Origin of the sequence: Thermobifida fusca YX (genome assembly GCF_000012405.1) — a bacterium.
Lineage (GTDB): Bacteria > Actinomycetota > Actinomycetes > Streptosporangiales > Streptosporangiaceae > Thermobifida > Thermobifida fusca.
Map to the genome: position 1 here is coordinate 1,796,538 of NC_007333.1, position 16,446 is coordinate 1,812,983.

Sequence of the window (16,446 nt, forward strand, 5' to 3'; positions counted from 1 at the left end):
CAGAAGAAGAAAGGCCTAGGCGCCGACGTAGTCGGCAAGATGCTGCCCGGTCAGCGTGGAACGCGCGGCGACCAGCTCCGCGGGAGTGCCCTCGAAAACAACCCGGCCGCCCTCATGCCCTGCCCCGGGGCCTAGGTCGATGATCCAGTCGGCGTGCGCCATCACCGCCTGGTGGTGTTCGATGACGATCACCGACTTCCCCGAATCAACAATCCGGTCCAACAACGCCAACAGTTGGGCCACATCCGCCAAATGCAAACCGGTGGTCGGCTCATCCAGCACATAAATGCCGCCCTTGTCCCCCATGTGGGTGGCGAGCTTGAGCCGCTGCCGCTCCCCACCCGACAAGGTCGTCAACGGCTGTCCCAAGCTGAGATACCCCAACCCCACATCAGCGAGCCGGGTGAGGATCGCGTGCGCCGCAGGAAGACGAGCCTCACCTGCGCGGAAGAACTCTTCAGCCTCCCGCACCGACATCTCCAACACGTCACTGATCGTGCGGCCACCCAACGTGTACTTCAGCACGGAAGCCTGGAACCGTTTGCCCTCACACGTCTCACACACCGTGGCCACCCCCGCCATCATCGCTAAATCGGTGTAGATCACGCCTGCCCCGTTACACGCAGGGCACGCCCCCTCCGAATTCGCGCTGAACAGCGAAGGCTTCACCCCGTTGGCTTTCGCAAACGCTTTACGGATCGGATCCAACAAGCCCGTGTAGGTGGCGGGGTTGCTGCGCCGCGATCCCCGGATCGCGCTCTGGTCGATCGAGACCACGCCCGCCTCAGCCGGAATCGACCCGTGCACCAGCGAACTCTTGCCCGAACCAGCCACCCCGGTGACCACCACCAGCACCCCGAGGGGGAATGTCCACGTCCACGTTCTTCAAGTTGTGGGTGGTAGCGCCCCGGATCTCCAACTTGCCCACAGGGGTGCGCACCGTGTCTTTCAACGCGACCCGGTCCCCCAAATGCCGACCCGTCAACGTGGAACTGGCTCGCAACCCGTCCACCGTGCCGGCAAAACAAACCGTGCCGCCCTGCGCGCCAGCTCCCGGACCCAAGTCGATGACATGGTCGGCAATGGCGATCACCTCAGGCTTGTGCTCCACCACCAGCACCGTGTTGCCTTTGTCGCGCAGCCGCAGCAGCAATTCGTTCATCCGCTGAATGTCATGCGGGTGCAGCCCGATCGTCGGCTCATCGAAAACATAGGTGACATCCGTCAGACTGGAGCCGAGATGGCGGACCATCCGCACCCGCTGCGCCTCACCACCGGACAGGGTTCCTGAGGGCCGATCCAACGACAGATAGCCCAGTCCGATCTCCACGAACGAGTCCAACGTGTGCTGCAACGTCGCCACCAACGGCGCCACCGACGGCTCATCCAGGCTGCGCACCCATTCCGCAAGATCGCTGATCTGCATCGCGCACGCGTCCGCGATACTGATCCCGCGGATTTTCGACGATCGAGCCGCCTCATTCAACCGGGTGCCGTCACAGTCAGGACAGGTGCGGAACGTTACTGCCCGGTCCACAAAAGCCCGAATGTGCGGCTGCAACGCGTCACGGTCCTTCGACAGAAACGACCGGCGCACCCGCACCACCAGGCCCTCATAAGTCTGATTCGTGTTGCTGATCCGGACCTTGGTGGCCTCCCGGTACAAGAAATTGTGCAGCTCGGTGTCGGTGTAGTCACGGATCGGCTTGTCCGGGTCGATCAACCCTGACGCAACGATGATCTGCACCGGCCAACTGGTGGGCTTGTAGCCGGGAACAGTGATCGCACCTTCGTTGACCGACTTATCAGGGTCATACAACTGGGTCACGTCAATGTCCGTCACCTGCCCCCTGCCTTCGCACCGGGGACACATGCCTCCCGCGAGCGAAAAAGTCCGCCGCACGGTTTTCTGCTCCGGGCCCCGGTCCACGGTGAGCGCGCCACCGCCGTGCACGGAGGCAATGTTGAACGAAAACGCGTTAGGCGGACCCACATAGGGGGTTGTCCGAGCCGGCTGAACAGAATCCGCAGCAGCGCGTTGGCGTCGGTGACCGTGCCCACGGTGGAGCGGGCGTTGGCGCCGATACGCTCCTGGTCGACGATGATCGCGGTCGTCAACCCTTCCAGCAGGTCAACGTCGGGGCGCGCCAGAGACGCATAAACCCTTGAATGAAGGCGCTGTAGGTTTCGTTGATCAACCGCTGCGATTCTGCGGCGATCGTGTCGAACACCAGCGAACTCTTTCCCGAACCGGACACTCCGGTGAAAACGGTGAGCCGGCGCTTCGGGATGTCCACGTTGATGTTTTTGAGGTTGTTCTCGCGGGCGCCCCGCACCCGGATGAGGGTATGGCTGTCAGCAGCGTGACCCGCGGACTGCCGCGGATCCGCTCCGGCACTCTTGCCCATACGATCTCCACCTGGTTCTGCAACAGGGACGTATACGGTGTAGTCAAGCCAAACAACCCCCAGTGACAAAAATGCTTTTCTCTCCACGCCCCTAAGCCGCCTCCCAGGAAAGTCACGCAGGATGACCCCGGCCAGGACTGCGGGGCATGGCCACACCCGCGGGGGAGGGGAAAAGACTGTGCTGTTCCTAGGGTTTTGCGAGCACGCGGCCTAGTCGACCACCCTTCACGGCCTCTTCAGGCACTGTGCACAGCACAGCTTCTGCCACAAGTGGGCCAGAAAACTCTTCCCGTCACGGCCCTGCTGCCGCACCCTTTCAAGCCCTGGTGGTTTAGTCGCGGGCTCCAAGCTGCTCTACCACATAGGAGCGGAGCACCACGGCATTGTTCCGCTCCGTGTCAGCAGCGGAATACAGCAGCGTGACCGGGGCGTGCCGTGCAGCATCCACCAGCACATCAATCCCTTCAGGGTCGCGCGCCAGCTCATCCCGGTAGCGGTCCTGAAACTCCTCCCACCGCTCGGGAAGGTGACCGAACCAGCGACGCAGCTCACTGCTTGGCGCCACCTGCCTGAGCCACCCGTCCACGTGCACCTCGTTTTTCCGAATCCCTCTCGGCCACATCCGGTCCACGAGAAACACCCGCCGCCCACGGGTGGCTGAACCGTCCCGAACCTCCGCGTCGTAAACGCGACGCACCTCAATGTCAACCTGTGTGGCATCCATGGGATGCCTACTGCCCACTTCCCCGCCCCGTTCACCCCACCCTCCCTCTCCTGCGCGGGATCAGCCGAACAGGGCACCTAAAGCACCGCACACGCCACCGCAGCGGCTGCTGCCACGGAACGGACCACGGTGAGCCACACACCTCCCGGTTTCTCAACAGCGACGCCCCGGACGTTCGTCAGCTCCTCGACCGGACCCGCTCACGCAGCGTTAGCCACCGAAACATCGCTGCCCCAGCCAGACCAGCATCGCCCTGCTCCCACCGACGTGCACGGCCACGGCGATCTTTTCCCCTTTGTGCCGCACACTCTCGCTGAGGGTTTCAGAAAACACCACCGGCCCACCCGCGGGACGAGAAGCAATCGGATGATCGTCCCCCACGCAGGCGGGGAAGGGGGTGGGGCGGCCGCGCCACCGAACCAGACTTTTTCTTGCTAACGTTCTGGCGTCTGCGCCCAATGCCCTCCGTGGGGCGTACAGGATCCCCTAACCACACTCGTGGAAAGTTTTCTATGCGACTGATCCCCTCCACACCCGCCGGATGTCTTGCCGCCGCCGTCGGAGTCGTGGTGGTCGGTGGCCTGGGCTACGTCGGCTACCAGTACTTTTCCGACGACGAGTTCACCCTTCCCGTCACCGCGCTCACCTCTCCCGCGCCCACCCCCAGTCCGGTGGACGCCACTTTCACCCTGCCAGGCACCTGTGCTGAGGCTCACGCCCCCGAACTGGTGGGCGACCTTGCCCCGCCCGGCGCCACCCTCGTGGAAAACGTGGAGACCATCGACGAGGCCGACGCCCGCCAACTGTCGTGCACCTGGAGCACCGACAGCCAGTCCCTCACCCTGGTCTTCGCCGTCAACGTCGACCCCAGCGACCGAGTGTCCGTCGTTTCCCTCAACGACGCGGAACAGCAGACCCGGGAAATGGGGTGGGAAGTCGACGTGGACGTCACCACCGACAGCTACCAAAACACCCACACCGATGAACTGGGCGGCGAACTGAAAACCCTCACCACAGTTGACGGCTCCCTGCAGCAGTTGTCCCTGCAACTGCCGGGAGACGTCCACGTCTCCCTCATCGCCTCCTCTATGGACATCAGCCAAGAGGACATGGAGCGCATCCTCATCACCGCCGCCCAACAGCTTCAAAACTAGCCTTCTCTAACGCGTGTGTGGGGGGCAGGAACTCCTGCCCCCCACACACGCATGCTCAGGCGGTTATTCGATGGGAACGTCAGGGATCTCCCCGAACGGTCCAGCACGCAAAGTCACCGACTCCACCTCCGAACTAGGCGCAGAAAACACCGCCACCAGCTCGTAGGTGCGGTCCGGCTGCAACCGGTGCACCTCCTCAGCGAACGCGCTGTAGACCCCGTCCCCGAAGTTCATCTGGGCCACATACCGCACCAGGCCGCTTTCCGGCTCCACCACTTGGAAACCGCCCAAGGTTCCCTTACTGAACCGTTCCGGCCCGCCAGCCACCGCAAAACCCGTCAACCCGGGATCCACGGGCGTATCCGTGAGGTTGGTGAACGTCACCGTTCCCACCACAAAAGCACCATCGCGGCGGAGCGGATAGACGTCCAACCGCACCCCGTCCCGCTCCACACTGGCCACCACTTCACCCGGGTCGTCGGTGAACGGCGCCGGCCACGACACGTGCTGCCCGGCCACCCCCAGCCCGTCATCGGTCTCTTCCTCGCCACCCCCGGGCATCCGGATGGTGTAGGAGAACTCCACACGCCGGTTACGGGCCCGCGCCTGCTCGTCATCCGGGCCGCCTTCCCGCGCAATCGGCTCCCGGCTACCGCGGCCTTCCACCACATAGGTGTAGCCGGTGCCCATCTCCTCCACCAGAAGGTTACGCACCGTCTCAGCCCGCCGCACCGACAAATCGTCGTTGTAGGCGTCAGTGCCGATACCGTCGGTGTGGCCGATGATGATGATCTCCGGATGATCAGGGTCGACGTTGCGTTCCAGGGTTTCCGCGGCCCGCCGCACCACGGCTTCGGCTTCCGGCGTCAAATCAGCCCGGTCAAACTCGAACATCACGTCAGAGTGCAGCGAGATCGTCTCCGTGGTCCCGTCCCTGGTCACCGACGCGATCTCCGAGTCCACAAAGCTTTCCACCCAGCCTTCGACCGCCACCGCGTCCTCATCAGGCCGCCGGTTGTCGAAGGTGAGTTTCTCCCCAGCCGCAGGCGGCTGGTCCACCGACAGGTGCTGGCCGCCGTTGGGGTTCTCCGGCTCGGGCCGCTCCTCGTCCACGTCCTGGACGGGAATCCCCGTCATCGCACCCAAACCACTGCCCACGAACGTCACCTGCCGCACGTGCGGGGGAAGCGGCGGAAAATAGCGCCGGTACTCGTTAGTCACCCCAGGAAACACCGGGTACATGCCGTTACCGGTGGGACTCACCGACCCGTACTTCATCCCCTCGTCGTCCACATACGGCCGATACACCCGCCCCGTCATGGGATCGACCAGGGTGTAGGTCATGCTCAGGTTGCGGTTCGCACCCTCAAACTCGTCCGGATAGGTGATCTCATAGTGGAGCACGGTGTAGTCGTCGGTGCGCTCCAGGCCGGTGATAGCGAACCGCATCGTCGCATCCTGCCCCGTGTCCTGGAAGATCACGCCTTCCTTGACGTACGGGAACTCTTCGCGGACGACCGGCGGGCCATCCCCGGACACCCACGACATCACCACGCTGCAGCCACTCGCAAACAAGCAGCCGCTGGCCGCTAATGCCACAAACGACAAGACGCGCCTGTTCCGCGCCATGGGGGACATCTCCGATCATTGGGGGAATCTGTTCGGGCAACATCCTGCTCGAATCCCCGGACAAGTGCGAAACGCGCACGTCACACCGCAACTACTCGACCACCGGCGCACGGGGGAGAGGCATGACCAGAACCAGCCCACGCACCCCCGGGGGATAAGAGTCAACGCCGTCTCACCGGCCGCCACAAACGAGCACGGCTGTGTGGACCGTTGACACCGCCACCGTCACAAACCCGCCGCCCCTACCTGGCAGGAGTGCGGCGCGCCCACACTGGGGCTTTCTCCGGCCGCGGCCCCACACCCAAGACTGCGGCCGGCACCGCGGTCATCACCGGCATCCGCCCCATCAACCCCAGCACCCCGCCCGGAAGTCCACGGGCTCTACCCTCAAGCACGGGCATAATCACCCGCTGATGCATGACCCGCTGCAACGCTTGAATCACCACCGTCGGCAGCATGCGGCGCCGCTGCACCCGAGCCAACCACCGTTCCCCACCCGGGGAAGCCAGCCTTCCCTCACGCAGCGGACGGGCAAGAATCCGCGCCGCCGCCACCGCATCCTGCACGGCAAGATTGATCCCCACCCCACCGATCGGCGACATCGCATGGGCAGCATCCCCAATACACAGCACCCCCGGGGCATACCAGCGCCGCAACCGGTCCACCCGCACACTCAAATGCTTCACATCATCCATAGACTCAAGCCGGGCAGCCCCGTCGGCAAGCTCAGGAAGCAGCTCAGCCGTGTCCGCCCGCAACGCCGCAATCCCCCGCGCCCGCAACTGCGCATCCGCCCCTTTCCGCCCCACATACGCCACCTGCGCATAGCCCTCCCGCGGAATAGCAATGATGATCTTCCCGCGGCTCATGCGCGGCAGCAGCGACTCCAGCCGCCGCTGCGTGGGAATGCGATACCACCACACATCGATCCCCACCGGAAACTCTTTGACCGGCAAACCCACTGCGCGCCGCACCACCGACCAGCGCCCATCACAGGCGACCACGAGGTCAGCCCGCAGCCGACCCGACCCTGAAGGAGACCGGAAGTCCACCCCCGCCACTCGGTCCCCCTCCCACACCACGCCGGTCACCTCATGCTCCATACACAGCCGAAACGTCGGCTCCCTGCTCGCCTCCTCCGCAAGCAAGGTCAACAAGTCCCACTGGGGGACCATCGCGATGTAGGGGTGCCGCAAAGGCAACCGCTCGAAACTAGCGAACGTCACCTCACGGCCCTCCGGGGTAGAAAAAACCGCGCGCCGCAACCGCGACTGCGGCAACGCGTCAAAACGCTCAAACAACCCCAGGTCATCCAAAAGCGCCATGGTGGAAGGGTGGACCGTGTCACCCCGGAAATCCCGCAGGAAATCCGCGTGCTTTTCCAGCACCACCACGTCAATCCCGGCACGGGCCAACAACAGCCCCAACACCAGCCCGGCCGGCCCACCGCCCACGACAGCACACGTGGTGCGCAGCGTCACACCACGGCCAGCATCCCCGCCACTACCCGCCATTTCCCTCCCCTTACCGGCACACCTAACGCATCCACCCCCGAAAGGGACCATTCCCCTTTCTCAGGGAATACCCCACCCCCTCCCACCCTTGCCCTTGATAAGACCCGCACCCCACCGCAACGCATCACGAAAGGGGGCCTCCATGACTGAGACGATCCACGAGGTCGACGTCGCCGTCATCGGCGGCGGACAAGCAGGCCTCGCCTCCGGCTACTTCCTCACCAAACGCGGCTACCGCCCCCACCGCGACTTCGTCATCTTCGACCGCTCCCCACGCCCCGGCGGAGCCTGGCAACACGTGTGGCGCTCCGTCCGCCTCATCTCCCCACCCCACTACACCCGCCTACCCGGACTACCGTGGGAACGCCCCTTCCACGGGCCACCCAGCGGAGACGAAGTCGCCGACTACCTCGCCCACTACGAACAGCACTTCCAACTTCCCGTGCTCCGGCCCGCCACCGTCCACCAAGTCACCAACGACGGCCCCGATCCCACCATCACCCGCACCACCCCGCTCCTCATCACCACCGACCAGGGCACGTGGCGGGCACGGGCCATCATCAACGCCACCGGAACCTGGGACGCCCCCTTCATCCCCGCCGTCCCCGGAATCGGCGACTTCCGCGGCCGCCAACTCCACGCCGCCCACTACGACACCCCCCACGAGTTCGCCGGCCACCGCGTCATCGTCGTCGGCGGCGGCCACTCCGCGCTCCAAATCCTCGCGGAACTCTCCACCGTCGCCGACACCCTCTGGGTCACCCGCCGCCCACCCGAATTCCGCACCACCCCACTCACCGAAGCAGAACTCGTCGGAATCACCCGAGCCGTCGCCGCCCACGCCGCCAGCGGCCGCCCACTGCGCAGCGTCGTCAGCTACACCAAACTCATCGAAACCCCTGAAGTAGCCGCAGCCCGCGAACGCGGCGCCCTCAACCCCCGACCCATGTTCCACCGCATCACCCCCCACGGGGTGGCCTGGAACGACGGCACCACCGAACACGCCGACACCATCCTGTGGGCCACCGGCTTCCGCCCCGTCCTCGCCCACCTAGCACCCCTCCGCCTCCGCTCCCCCCACGGCGGTATCGCCCTCGCCGACACCCACGCCGCCATCGACCCCCGCATCCACCTCGTCGGCTACGGCCCCTCCGCCAGCATGATCAGCGTCCACCGCGCCGCCGCCACCGCCGCCCGCGTCCTAGCCGCCAGCCGCCCCCAACCAACGACCTAACCTCAACCAAACTTCAACTCCACGAAGCTGAGCACCACCACCCCCGCCCCTGACCTCGACTTAAGTCGAGAATGAAACCTCAACCTAAGGTGAGATCCACCGAGACGGGATACGCCCTCCCCACCCCCAACCACCACTAAAGCTGACGCACCTCGACAACGGACCCCTCCACACCGGCCTGCTCAGCCACAACAGCAGCAGCACGCCGATGACCCGTCACCATCACCACGCGACACCCCGAGCCCCGCAACGCAGCAACCGCCTACACACCCTCGGGACGCAGGCACGGGCCAGCGAATGCCCACCACGCTCCTCCACGCGGCCGCAACCCCCAACACCCGCTCGCGCGCCACCCCGACACCAGTCGCCACCCCAATCACCGCCAGACGGTTATCGGTGAGCGTTCCAGTCTTGTCCACGGCCACCGTCGCCACCCGACCCAAAACCTCCAACGCCGCCCGCCCCCGATCACAATGCCGTGCCGGGAAGCCCACCCACCGCAACCACCGGAACCGAGAACCCCAACGCGCACGGCGGAGCCGCAACCAACACCACCAAGGCCCGCTCCATCCCCTCCCGGACCACCCTGGCACGGACAGGCGCCAAACCCAGCAGCGCAGCAACCCCCGCCGCGTACGCGCAACCAAGAACTCCTCAAGCCCTCACCGCGGCGATCGTCATCAGGGTGCCCACGCCCACGCTGCCCCGCACCGAGCAACACGGCGTGCTCAGAACAAACGCCCACACCCCACTACCAGTACTGCAGTACACAACACCGGCGGCACCACCTCGGGAACACTCACCCAGCCGCCGCCATACCCCGCGGCGAAACGCAGCTCCCCGGGCCTACCACAGCTTCTCCAGGGTTCACGCTCGCCCATCTCCTCGCACCCGCACGCCTCACTCACCGCACGCTTCCGCCACGGCATCCTCGCCCCCGTAATTAGGGCACAACGCGACCGCATTACCCGTGGCAGCCAGCACCACCTCGGCCGCAGCGAGCAGATCGAACAGCTCCCGATGCGCCAGGGAATAAAACACCTGCCGCCCCTCCGGCCGACCCTTCACCAGCCCGCAATCCCGCAGGCACGCCACATGCTTCGACACCGTGGACTGGGCCAGTCCCAACTGGGCCACCAGATCAGCCACCCGCGCCTCCCCCTGCGCCAGCCGACGCACGATCGCCAGCCGGGTGACATCGGAAAGACTGTGGAACAGTGCCTGAGCCGCTCTCAGATCCGAATCCGCGGGAGAATCACCACTCCGCCCATTAACCATCGCCATAAGGCGATAATATCGCCGAAATCGAATCACTAAGAAGAGCGAAAACACCCCGTCCTAACCCCACCCCACCACCACAGCTAACGTGACACCGATACCACCACACCCGACTGCCACCCGCTCCAAAGAACCGACATGCCGCTAGCCGAACGCCTTCAAAGCCTCTTCGTCGCCCTCGCCGCCCTCACAGGACTCGCAACCGGCCTCCTACTCCCCATCGGACCAACAGCCGCCCACGCAGTACTGCCCGCCCTCATCCTCATGCTCACCGCCGTCTTCCTCCAAATGAACTTCGCCCGCCTAGGCGAAGCACGCCACGCCACCCGCCTGGTCACCACCAGCCTGATCCTCAACTTCGCCGTCACACCCGCCCTTGCCTGGACTCTAGGTGCCGGACTCCTCACCACACACCCCGACCTACGCATCGGACTCCTCCTCCTGCTCGTCACCCCCTGCACCGACTGGTACCTCGTCTTCACCGCCCTTGCCCACGGCCACACCGGCCTCGCCACCGCCCTCCTCCCCGTCAACCTCCTCCTGCAACTCGCCTTACTCCCCGGCTATGTCCTCCTGCTCGGCGGCAACGCAGCCATGGTCGACGCCACCACCCTCACCGAATCAGTACTCCTCGTCCTCGCCCTCCCCCTCACCACCGCCCTAGGACTGCGCTGGATCGCAACCCGCCTCAAAGGAGCCCACTGGAGACACCGCTTCCTCACCACCCCCGCCAGCCGCCTCGTCCTCCCTCTGCTGTATGCCGCAGTATTCGCCATGTTCGCCGGACAGGCCCGCACCGTCGTGACCCACGCCCCCGACCTCATCGCTCTGCTACCACCCTTGGCAATCTTCTTCACCGCCCTCCCCGCCACCGCCACCGCCACCGCCCGAATCCTGCGACTTCCCCCCGACCAACGCGTCACCCTGGTCATGACCACCACGGCCCGCAATTCACCCACCGCCCTCGCCATCGCAGTCGCCGCGTTCCCCGACCGCCCCCTCATCGCCGTCGCCCTCGTCATCGGCCCGCTCCTGGAAATCCCCGTTCTCACCCTCCTCACCCAACTCGTGCGGATACGCCCTCCCCACACCACCTCCTCGCCCCGCTAAAGCTGGAGCAGCCCGCCACCACACCCCTGCCAGATAACCGTGGAGAGCGTGAACGCCACCCCGCCAAGCAAGAAGCCACTCGACGTCCAGCCGCACCCCAACCCGAAAACCACGCAAGTGTCTCCGCGCACCCATTGCCCACCCCCACCCACCGTGCTATCAATCGCCATAAAGCGATGACATTCACTAAAAAGAATCATTACGAACAATGAAGCGAACCTGACTCCGCTGTGCATCGGCGGCACCCTGGACCGAAGCAAACCCGCTGACTCCGATAGCAGCGAGTTCATGTACGGAACGCCCGACACCTGGGCACAGGGCACCCACCGCGCAGGTCCCAATCCCGGAGACTGGGACGACTTTATTGAACACTGGTGCTTCTGACGCTCAAATGGGCCTCAGGTTCGAGACTCTCGCTTGACGTTGGGGGCCGACGCTTCGAAGATGGCGTCGGCCCCCAACTCATATGGAAGGCAGGCCCATGGTGCGCGTGGTCGCCAAGATAGTTCTTGCCCTGTTGGCTGCGGTTGGTGGCGTGGTACTGCCTGCCCTGGCTTTCTTCTTCGGAGGTGTGGTCACGTTCTATACTCTGCGGCTTTCCGGTGCTGGTTGTGTTTATTGGCCCGATACCGATCCGCCCGAGTACGACTGCGACTACATGGGCTATGTGATTCCCGTTCTGCTCGGCGGGTTCCTTGTTGGCCTGGTCGTGTTTGTCGCCTACGTCCTGCTGCTGCGGTGGTTTCGTGCCCGGCCTCTCACAGAAGCCGTGGCCGGAGTGCTGCTCGGCGTTGTCCTCACCCTGGCGGGGGTGGTGCTGTTCGCTGCGGCCTTCTTTCTGGGGGGTGCGGCGGGACTCGCCATCGTCCAGAACTTCGACATCGTCTGCGTGAACTCCTGGACGGGAGCGGTACCGCCGGAGAACACCTGCCGAAACACCGACTATGTCACGCCCGTCCTGCTCGGTGGACTCGTGACCGGTACCGCCACTGCCGCCGTCTACGGACTGGGACTCCGGTGGCTCCGCCGAAGAAGAGCAGAAGCCCTCGCTGCCACTAGGGACGAATAGCCCCACAACGGAGACGAGAACTGAGAGGGCAGGGGTAAGAGCACGCCTGTTCCCGATGTCTTTTCCGGCAGGGTGGACCACCCAGGAGAAGGCCCCGAGGTACAAGAAACGTTCGGGACCACGGCAGCTCCGGTGGGTGTGCCGGGATGCGGGGCCGGTTTTTGTTAAGTCCCATTGAGAGAGCTAGCAACGAACCCTGGGGGAGGGGCCCACCATGGCCACAGCCGCACTCATCCTCTACCTCATCGGCCTCATCACCGCATTCGGCATACGCACCCTTACCACATGGCGGCGCACCGGCGACACCGGATTCCGCAAACCCAACACCGCCCCCTTCACCGCCCCATGGTGGGGAACCGTCCTGTTCACCAGCGCACTCGTCCTCGGCCTGCTCGCTCCCGTAACCGGAATGCTCGAACTCGCAGCGGTAAGACCACCCACAGCAATAGGAATCGCCGGACTCGCCACCATGCTCCTCGGACTCATCCTCGTCCTCATCTCCCAAGCAGCAATGGGCGAATCCTGGCGTATCGGCGTAGACGAAACCGAGCACACCGCCCTCGTCACCCACGGTGTCTTCGCGCTCATCCGCAACCCCATCTTCACGGGAATGGGCGTAGTACTCGTCGGCCAGCTCCTCGCCGTCCCCTCACTCACCGCCGCAGCCGCCCTCGCAGCTTTCACCGCAGCAGTCCAAATTCAAGTCCGCGCTATCGAAGAGCCCTACCTCCTCCGCACTCACGGAGAGGCCTACCGCTCCTACGCAGCCCGCACCGGACGCTTCCTCCCGCTCATCGGCCGATGGCGCCCCACCGACAAGTGACACACGACGAAGCCGAGCTCGGCCGCCCCCGGTTCGCATACATCCCCAGCACGCGCCCAGCAAAAGACCCCATCTCCATGAAAAAGAAACACCCATCGATCGACGCAACTACTCGGCAGTCCTGACCCGCACCGTAAGAAAACTCGAGAATGTCAGGGGCCGAGGGATCCCCGTTCTGCGGAGCGGCGTACTGAGCCATGATCGCCAGGACAGTCTCCGCAGAAGCCAGGGGAGCGTCTCACCATTGCGCCAACCCTTTGGACATGAAACCGCTCGCCACCAGCACCATCATCATGCATCACGCTAGAGGACTACGCTCTTTCGTTTCAGAATCCCGGATACCAAGCCGGCTATGAGAAACGGTTACATAGTTAGCTGATTTGTGTTTATTGATTTTGGTGGGTTTTGGTTGGTTTTTCGACGGTGGGTTTTATATTTACTTAAGCACCACCTTTACAATGTAGATCAAAATAAGTGAAAGCAGGGAACGCCTTCTCCTTCTCTTTCTCTCCCTGTTTCTTGCTGGGCGGACTCACCGCTTCTCCTCCTTCTCCCATCAAACTCGCGCAAGGAGGCAGCGCTGAGCCCACTTCCTTGAGCTGCGCCCCTTTTCTCCTCCCCACAACTCCCCCACTACGTGGCGGTCGCCGCATCAGCTCACGAGCCGAGCGCCAGACGGCCCCATCGTGTGCGTGAGAGGGGCAACCGCGCCCAGCCGCTGCGGCAGTGGTGGTCATCCATGGTTGACTGCCTTCATGTCGAGGTCTTCCATATCTGCCCTGCCGCCGAGCTCTTCCGGTGGTATTTCGGACCCTCGTGGTGACCACCCATCGCTGTGGCGGGTGGCAGGTGATCCGCTTATCCCCGCCATCCGCGAGGGTGCGCTCTCCGGGTTTCGGGTTGCAGTGAAGGATCTCTTCGCGGTCGCCGGATACGCGATCGGAGCGGGAAACCCGACCTGGCTCCATGAAGCCCCGGTGGAAACAGACCACGCCCCGGCTGTCCGGGCCCTCCTGCACGCAGGGGCCGACATTGTGGGAATCGTGCAGACCGCTGAGTTCGCCTACGGTCTGACCGGCATCAACCAGCACTATGGGACACCGCCGAATCCCGCCTCCCCCGGTCGGGTTCCTGGAGGATCATCGAGCGGGTCAGCCAGCGCCGTCGCCCTCGGGCTGGCCGATATCGGCTTGGGAAGCGACACGGCAGGCTCGATCCGCATACCAGCCTCCTACTGTGGGCTGTGCAGTCTGCGCCCCACCCACGGCATGGTCCCCACTGCCGGAAGCATCGGGTTGGCTCCCTCTCTCGACACTGTCGGGTGGATCACCCGGACACCACGGCTGCTCAACCGAGTCTCTGACGTGCTTCTACCGCAGCGCTCCGCGCCACCGATCCGCCGACTCCTCTTGGCGGTCGACCTGTTTGATCTGGTTGAACCTGCGGTGCGGGACATGCTGGTGGACGAAGCCCACGAGTGGGCGCAGCAGACCGGTCTCCCCTTGCACCCTGTGGACTCCACCTGTGCTGCGCACCTGGAAGAGTGGGCGGAAGCGGTGGGCATCATCCAAGCCGTGGAGATGTGGCAGACTCACGGCCGCTGGCTGCGGGAGCACGCCGGCGCGGTGTCTTCCCTTGTCGCCGACGCCATCGCCGCTGGGGAAGCTATTCCCGAAGACTACCTGGAGTGGGCGCAGGAGACGGCCTGCCGCGGGCGGCGTCTCCTCGCTGAACTGGTTCCGCCCGGCACCGCGCTGGTGCAGCCAGCAGCACCGACCACACCTCCCCCACCTGAGCAGGCCATGAGCGACCTCGACCTGCTCACAACGACCGTGATGTTCGTGTGCGCGGCGAGCATGGCGGGCTTGCCCGTACTCACTCTTCCCGGGGTGCGCACGTCGGCTGGCCCGATCGGGCTGAGTCTGCTCGCGGCTGCCGGAAGCGACCGTGCTCTCAGCGCTCTCGTCGCCGAACTTGAATAGTCGCCGAGGCGCGCAGGAGAAGCACGCGGATCTCGCGGCCGCGATGCTGCCACCCGTGGGAAAGGCTCATCCGGTGGGTTTTCTGGTGTGCGGCTGGAAGGCCTGTTCCACGGGTGGCGTGCGGACGACCAGTTCCGGTGGCGGATACGGGGTCAGGCGCTGCGGGTCGGCCACGGAGTGGTGGGTTGGAGCACGGCTTCGCTCAGAGCCTGAGTGCGGAACTCTGTGATCTGCTGATATTCGGGGTCCTCAACCATACGGATGAATGCTTCCCGGCTGGGGTAGCGGACGAGCAGCACCGCGTCCCACGCTTGTCCTTCCTCAGCGACCAGGGGAGTAGCGCCGTCGCCGGCGTAGACCAGTTCAGCCCCGTACTTGTGGAGGATCTGGCGTGCCCGCCGAGTGTACTCCGCGTAGGAGGCTCGGCCTTCTGGGGCGAAGCGCAGCAGGTTGAGCATGACAATAGGGCCGCCGGGATCCTCGTCGAGGAAGCGGGCAAGGTCCGCGCGCGTGGGGTCAACTGCCATGGGGAGGGCTCCTTTGCCGTCAGGATGAAGGGCGGGTGGCCTTCTGGAGAAGGCAGTAGCCCCACCACTATGACATACCGCATGGTCGGTATGTATGGGTGCTGGGGCGGTTGGGTCCTTTCCGGCAGTAAGGAGCAGCCACCCCTGCCAGCGGAGGGATCCCATGCATGACGGAAAGCCCGCAGGGGAGATCTGCGTCGTTTCCCTCAGTTGTTCTCATCCGTCCCAGCGCCAGGAGCGGCTTCTTTGTAGGTCGCCGTAATGTACACGGTGACAGCGGCGAGAGCGGCGAGGCCAGCCCAGACAGCGAGAAGCACCCCGAAGCGTTCGAAGCTAGCGTCGACCATGAGCGCGGCGAAAAGGCCAGCGAGGAACAGTCCACCAGCCAGGCCGAGGGTGGCGGCCATGCCCCGGGTGGGTTTTGGTTCCGCGTGGCGGATCAGCCGCCACACGCACGTCACCATGACGAGCAAGGCGGGCGGCCCCGTCACCAGCGCGAAAGCGAGACTGCCTCCGATCACGTCGGTGGGGGCGTCGGTGGTCTCCTGGGTGGTGCCGTGGGCTGAGATCTCGGTGATGCGGCCCCGCCACAGGGTTCCGGTGACCTGTCCGCCTTCGTCTACTTTGAGGAGCACTGGTCCTTTGGAGGAGAAGTACGTCTCCCGTTCCGTGCCGTCCTCGGCGATGAGGACCGCACTGTTGTCCTTGTTTCTGGCGTTCGTCAGGTAGATGTCGGTGACAGTGAACTCCTGCTGCCAGATGCAGTCCGCAGGAGACTCGGGGGCAGCAGAGCAGGGTTGTGCCGCTTCATAGGCGTGGAGCTCCCTGTTGCCGTCGAGGATCGCCGCTCGAACGTGTCCGACAACGATCGCTATCAAGGCGGTGGAGAACAGCAGGACGATGATGCTTCTTGTGTGGCGGCGCAGCACCGTGTTCAGGGAGGAGGACACCCCTTAAGCATCTCACAAAATCCATTCCCCCTGTCATCTCCCCT

Annotated in this window: 12 protein-coding genes and 1 pseudogene; 6 read left to right on the plus strand and 7 right to left on the minus strand. The window is 64.6% G+C overall.

The genetic code is table 11. From position 1 onward, the window contains the following. Positions 1 to 15: 15 nt before the first annotated feature. Together TFU_RS07715 and TFU_RS07725 are read right to left on the minus strand one after the other, a co-directional pair. Positions 16 to 2,408 (minus strand): annotated as a pseudogene (locus TFU_RS07715) (ATP-binding cassette domain-containing protein). Between the two features lie 331 nt (positions 2,409 to 2,739). Next, on the minus strand, positions 2,740 to 3,132 hold the full coding sequence (locus TFU_RS07725; protein ID WP_041428020.1) for a DUF488 domain-containing protein: 393 nt from the start codon (positions 3,130 to 3,132) through the stop codon (positions 2,740 to 2,742). 512 nt (positions 3,133 to 3,644) lie between these two features. On the opposite strand from TFU_RS07725, the gene TFU_RS07730 reads away from it, so the two are divergent. Then, positions 3,645 to 4,286, plus strand: a complete 642-nt coding sequence (locus TFU_RS07730) for a hypothetical protein (RefSeq protein WP_016188706.1) — start codon at positions 3,645 to 3,647, stop codon at positions 4,284 to 4,286. A gap of 63 nt (positions 4,287 to 4,349) precedes the next feature. Here TFU_RS07730 and TFU_RS07735 read toward each other — a convergent pair whose 3' ends face one another. Together TFU_RS07735 and TFU_RS07740 are read right to left on the minus strand one after the other, a co-directional pair. Then, positions 4,350 to 5,915, minus strand: coding sequence for an OmpA family protein (locus TFU_RS07735; RefSeq protein ID WP_011291995.1), 1,566 nt, complete (start codon positions 5,913 to 5,915; stop codon positions 4,350 to 4,352). Between the two features lie 242 nt (positions 5,916 to 6,157). Beyond that, on the minus strand, positions 6,158 to 7,429 hold the full coding sequence (locus TFU_RS07740; RefSeq protein WP_011291996.1) for an FAD-dependent oxidoreductase: 1,272 nt from the start codon (positions 7,427 to 7,429) through the stop codon (positions 6,158 to 6,160). Positions 7,430 to 7,571: 142 nt separating this feature from the next. On the opposite strand from TFU_RS07740, the gene TFU_RS07745 reads away from it, so the two are divergent. Continuing rightward, a complete protein-coding gene (locus TFU_RS07745; RefSeq protein ID WP_011291997.1) occupies positions 7,572 to 8,663 on the plus strand; it encodes an NAD(P)-binding domain-containing protein in 1,092 nt (363 codons plus the stop codon). 900 nt (positions 8,664 to 9,563) lie between these two features. Here the strand turns inward: TFU_RS07745 and TFU_RS07750 are convergent. After that, complete coding sequence (locus TFU_RS07750) at positions 9,564 to 9,947, minus strand: ArsR/SmtB family transcription factor (RefSeq protein ID WP_016188710.1); 384 nt, start codon at positions 9,945 to 9,947, stop codon at positions 9,564 to 9,566. A 132-nt stretch (positions 9,948 to 10,079) separates the two neighbouring features. Between TFU_RS07750 and TFU_RS07755 the strand changes: the two genes are divergently transcribed. From TFU_RS07755 to TFU_RS07770, 4 genes are all read left to right on the plus strand, one after another. Then, positions 10,080 to 11,051 (plus strand): arsenic resistance protein, encoded by a 972-nt coding sequence (locus tag TFU_RS07755; RefSeq protein ID WP_011292000.1) that lies wholly within the window; start codon positions 10,080 to 10,082, stop codon positions 11,049 to 11,051. Positions 11,052 to 11,532: 481 nt separating this feature from the next. Next, complete coding sequence (locus tag TFU_RS07760; RefSeq protein ID WP_041428026.1) at positions 11,533 to 12,120, plus strand: hypothetical protein; 588 nt, start codon at positions 11,533 to 11,535, stop codon at positions 12,118 to 12,120. Between the two features lie 214 nt (positions 12,121 to 12,334). Continuing rightward, entirely contained in the window at positions 12,335 to 12,943 is a 609-nt protein-coding gene (locus TFU_RS07765) for a methyltransferase family protein (RefSeq protein ID WP_011292002.1), read from the plus strand. Between the two features lie 755 nt (positions 12,944 to 13,698). Then, complete coding sequence (locus tag TFU_RS07770) at positions 13,699 to 14,925, plus strand: amidase family protein (RefSeq protein ID WP_011292003.1); 1,227 nt, start codon at positions 13,699 to 13,701, stop codon at positions 14,923 to 14,925. Between the two features lie 152 nt (positions 14,926 to 15,077). On the opposite strand, the gene TFU_RS07775 is transcribed toward TFU_RS07770, so the two are convergent. Both TFU_RS07775 and TFU_RS07780 read right to left on the minus strand, forming a co-directional pair. Then, a complete protein-coding gene (locus TFU_RS07775; protein ID WP_011292004.1) occupies positions 15,078 to 15,452 on the minus strand; it encodes a DUF1330 domain-containing protein in 375 nt (124 codons plus the stop codon). A 206-nt stretch (positions 15,453 to 15,658) separates the two neighbouring features. Then, positions 15,659 to 16,402: a hypothetical protein gene (locus TFU_RS07780; protein WP_011292005.1), complete on the minus strand. Its 744-nt coding sequence runs from the start codon at positions 16,400 to 16,402 to the stop codon at positions 15,659 to 15,661. Positions 16,403 to 16,446 lie beyond the last annotated feature (44 nt).

Excerpts from the sequence above, each read along its gene's own strand:
- TFU_RS07765 (WP_011292002.1), top strand. The coding sequence starts at position 12,335 with ATGGCCACAGCCGCACTCATCCTCTACCTCATCGGCCTCATCACCGCA.
- TFU_RS07740 (WP_011291996.1), bottom strand. The coding sequence starts at position 7,429 with ATGGCGGGTAGTGGCGGGGATGCTGGCCGTGGTGTGACGCTGCGCACC.
- TFU_RS07745 (WP_011291997.1), top strand. The coding sequence starts at position 7,572 with ATGACTGAGACGATCCACGAGGTCGACGTCGCCGTCATCGGCGGCGGA.
- TFU_RS07755 (WP_011292000.1), top strand. The coding sequence starts at position 10,080 with ATGCCGCTAGCCGAACGCCTTCAAAGCCTCTTCGTCGCCCTCGCCGCC.
- TFU_RS07770 (WP_011292003.1), top strand. The coding sequence starts at position 13,699 with ATGTCGAGGTCTTCCATATCTGCCCTGCCGCCGAGCTCTTCCGGTGGT.
- TFU_RS07775 (WP_011292004.1), bottom strand. The coding sequence starts at position 15,452 with ATGGCAGTTGACCCCACGCGCGCGGACCTTGCCCGCTTCCTCGACGAG.
- TFU_RS07760 (WP_041428026.1), top strand. The coding sequence starts at position 11,533 with ATGGTGCGCGTGGTCGCCAAGATAGTTCTTGCCCTGTTGGCTGCGGTT.
- TFU_RS07730 (WP_016188706.1), top strand. The coding sequence starts at position 3,645 with ATGCGACTGATCCCCTCCACACCCGCCGGATGTCTTGCCGCCGCCGTC.
- TFU_RS07750 (WP_016188710.1), bottom strand. The coding sequence starts at position 9,947 with ATGGCGATGGTTAATGGGCGGAGTGGTGATTCTCCCGCGGATTCGGAT.
- TFU_RS07735 (WP_011291995.1), bottom strand. The coding sequence starts at position 5,915 with ATGGCGCGGAACAGGCGCGTCTTGTCGTTTGTGGCATTAGCGGCCAGC.
- TFU_RS07725 (WP_041428020.1), bottom strand. The coding sequence starts at position 3,132 with ATGGATGCCACACAGGTTGACATTGAGGTGCGTCGCGTTTACGACGCG.